Genomic DNA, 3006 nt, shown 5'->3' with positions numbered 1-3006 from the left:
TTATGCGGGCCCCGGCCCCGGGGGGGCGGGGGGGGGGGCCGCGGCGGGGGGGGGGGGGGGGGGGGGGGGGGGGGCCCCCCCCCCCCGGGGGGGGCGGGGGGGGCGGGGGGGCCCCGGGGGAACCTGCCGCGGCAGTGCCTCACTCCTGTCGCGGCAGGTGGTCCTGCCGGCTGCCAGGAAGGGCGTGCCGGCCTAGAGCGCCGGGTAGGCGTTCTTCATGAGCTCCTGGAACTGCGCCGAGAACCAGGCGCCGGAGATCGGCGCGTTGGGCAGGGCGCCGCTCAGGCTGTTGCCGTTGCGGGCGTTGCCGGTGTAGGTCGGGTCGCACATCCGGTCGAAGCCCTTGCCCTCGTTGTTCGGGATCAGGCTGCTGGAGCCGTCCGACTCACCCGGAGGCTTCACCCAGACGTACGCGTCGATGCCCGGCTCCGGCGCGGCCTGCGGCCGCTCGCCGAGGCCGGCGCCGGCCTGGTTGCACCAGTTGCCGGCGTGGATCCGCCGGTCGATTCGGCCGCCGTTGACGTAGGTGTCCACGCTGGTCGTCGCGCCCGGGCCGGTGGGCCGGGCGGTGCCGCCCCAGCCGTTGCGGGAGGTGTCGATCAGCATGCCGATGTTGCTGTTGAAGCCGACCGAGACCAGCTTGTTGCGGAAGCCCTGGGCGAACGACAGCTCGTCCACGTACTGGTTCCAGTCGATCCACTTGGACTGCCGGACGGTCTGCCCGTTCACCGAGTCGGTGATCTTGATGTACGGCTCACGCAGCGACGAGTAGTTGGCGGTGTTGACGATGAAGCCGTGCACGTTGTTCACCGTGCTGCCGGAGGCGGTGGCCGCGGTCTTCAGGATGTCGGCGGTCGGGCCGAAGTTGCTGTCCCAACCGAGCCAGCCGTGGTGGCCGGCGTCGATGTAGTTGTAGACGTTGCCGATCGGGCCCAGCTTGGACAGGGCGTAGCCCACGCCGTTGACGTACGCGCCGTTGGCCTTGACCGTGTCGCACGCCGCGGTGCCGCCCGGGTTGCCGGAGGTGTTGGTCACCAGGTTCGGCAGCGAGTCGATCTCGATGATGTTGACGATCCGCAGGCTGGCGTACTTCGGGTCGGCCTGGATCGCGGCGATCGGGTCGATGTACTCGGCCTTGTACCGCGGCAGGTCGTTCGGGCCCAGCTCACCGTTGGAGGCGAGCGCGGCGCAGTCCCGGCCGGGCAGGTTGTAGATGACGAACTGGATGTAGCCGGCGCCCTGGGCGAGCGCCTTGTCCAGGTGGTCACGCACGCCCATCGAGCCGTTGGAGCTGCTGCCGGTGGTGCCGTTGATCGCGGCGATCCGGTCCAGCCAGACGGCGGTCGGGTTGTTCGAGACCCGGCTGCCGCCGGGCTCGGCGTCCGCCTTGGCCTTCCACTCCGGGTTCACGTACCCCTTCACCCCGAGGTAGGGGTTGTCCACCTTGGTGCCGGGCGGCGGGGTGGTGGGCGGCGGCGTCGTGGGGGGCGGGGTGGTCGGAGGCGGCGTGGTGGGCGGCGGCGTCGTGGGGGGCGGCGTCGTCGGCGGCGGCGTGGTGGGCGGCGGGGTGGTCGGGGTGCTGCCGTTGCAGACCACGCCGTTCAGGGTGAACGAGGTCGGCTTCGGGTTGCTGCCGCTCCACGAGGCGTTGAACCCGATCGTGGTGCTGGCCCCGGTGCCGAGCGAGCCGTTGTAGGACTCGTTCTTCGCGGTGACGTTCTGGCCGCTCTGGGACCAGATGCCCGACCAGCCCTGCTGCAGCCGCTGGCTGGTGCTCGGGAAGGCGAAGCCCAGGTTCCACGAACTCACCGGGTCGCCGAGGTTCTTGATGGTCACCGTGCCGGTGAAGCCACCCGGCCAGTCGTTGGTGGTGTAGTCGACGCTGCACTGGGTCGCGGCCTGCGCCGCCGTGACCGGGATGGTGACCAGTCCACCCGCCACCAGGACGCTCGCGCCGGTGAGGGCGAACGCCCGGCGTCGGCCGGACACACTTCTCCACAGATTCATGCCACTGAACTCCTTGGGCGAGACGGGTCCGCGTACGGCCCGGGGAACGGCGCCGAGGACGTCCTGCGGACGACCGCGGTGCCTCGGGATGCTCGAGGGTGCTGCCCGACCCGGACGGGCGGTGGTGCTGGTGGTGGTGGGGTGACCGGCAAGGGCCGGCCCGCGGTGGATGTCGCCCGGCGTGGTGCCGGATGCCCTCGACGATCGACCGGCGCGGTGTGGCTCCCCGAACCGCGTGCAGTGATTCTTGCATGGGAGCGCTTCCATGGCAATGCCTCGATACCTGCCGGCAATGTGCCGGATGCAAACCCGGATCGGGCGATCGGACCCGGCGGGCCCGGACGCGCCAGGAGTCGCCCGGCGGCCGAGACCGACCGGGCGGGCAGCAAGCGCGCGCGCACCCCGCAGTGCGACAGATCAGGACTAGCACCCATAAAGCCGCGATAACCCGCAAACTCTAAAACACGAATCTTTCCCCGGATAAGACGCGAAACGGACTAACGTCGGCGATAGCTCGACTGACGTCGGGCTCAGGACAACAGGGATGGAGTGACGCAGGTCATGGCTAAGAAGATGCTCGGGAAGGTCGTCGCGGGTGCCGCCCTCGGCGGCGCGTCCCTCCTGGTGTTCACGCCAGGGATCGCGTTCGCGGACGGCCACCACGACGGCGAGGACCGGGACGGCAAGGTCATCGCCAAGCCCCACGTCGTCAAGCCCGGCGACGAGGTCAAGCTCCTCGAGATCTGCCCGGAACCGCAGGAGCACGCCTACGTCTGGTCCAAGGTCACCGGCAAGGTCGACCTGAAGCCCGCCCGCGAGGACAAGGGCGAGGACAGCGGCGCCTGGAAGGGCGACGAGGAAGGCCAGGGCGAAGAGCAGGGCAAGGACGAACACGGCAAGGGCGAAGAGCAGGGCAAGGACGAACACGGCAAGGGCGAAGAGCAGGGCAAGGACGAACACGGCAAGGGCGAAGAGCAGGGCAAGGACGAACACGGCACG

1 protein-coding gene and 1 pseudogene are annotated in these 3006 nt (G+C 70.3%); one reads left to right on the top strand and one right to left on the bottom strand.

Translation table 11 applies throughout. The features are described from left to right. Window positions 1–192: 192 nt before the first annotated feature. Entirely contained in the window at window positions 193–2007 is a 1815-nt protein-coding gene (locus ACFY3U_RS20610; protein WP_387203894.1) for a glycoside hydrolase family 6 protein, read from the bottom strand. 561 nt (window positions 2008–2568) lie between these two features. Between ACFY3U_RS20610 and ACFY3U_RS20605 the strand changes: the two are divergent. Continuing rightward, window positions 2569–3006 (top strand): annotated as a pseudogene (locus ACFY3U_RS20605) (hypothetical protein); the annotation flags it as partial.

This window comes from Micromonospora sp. NPDC000089, assembly GCF_042899365.1.
GTDB lineage: Bacteria > Actinomycetota > Actinomycetes > Mycobacteriales > Micromonosporaceae > Micromonospora.
The sequence above is the reverse complement of the archived record's forward strand: the minus strand, read 5'-3'. Positions and strand labels throughout refer to the sequence as shown.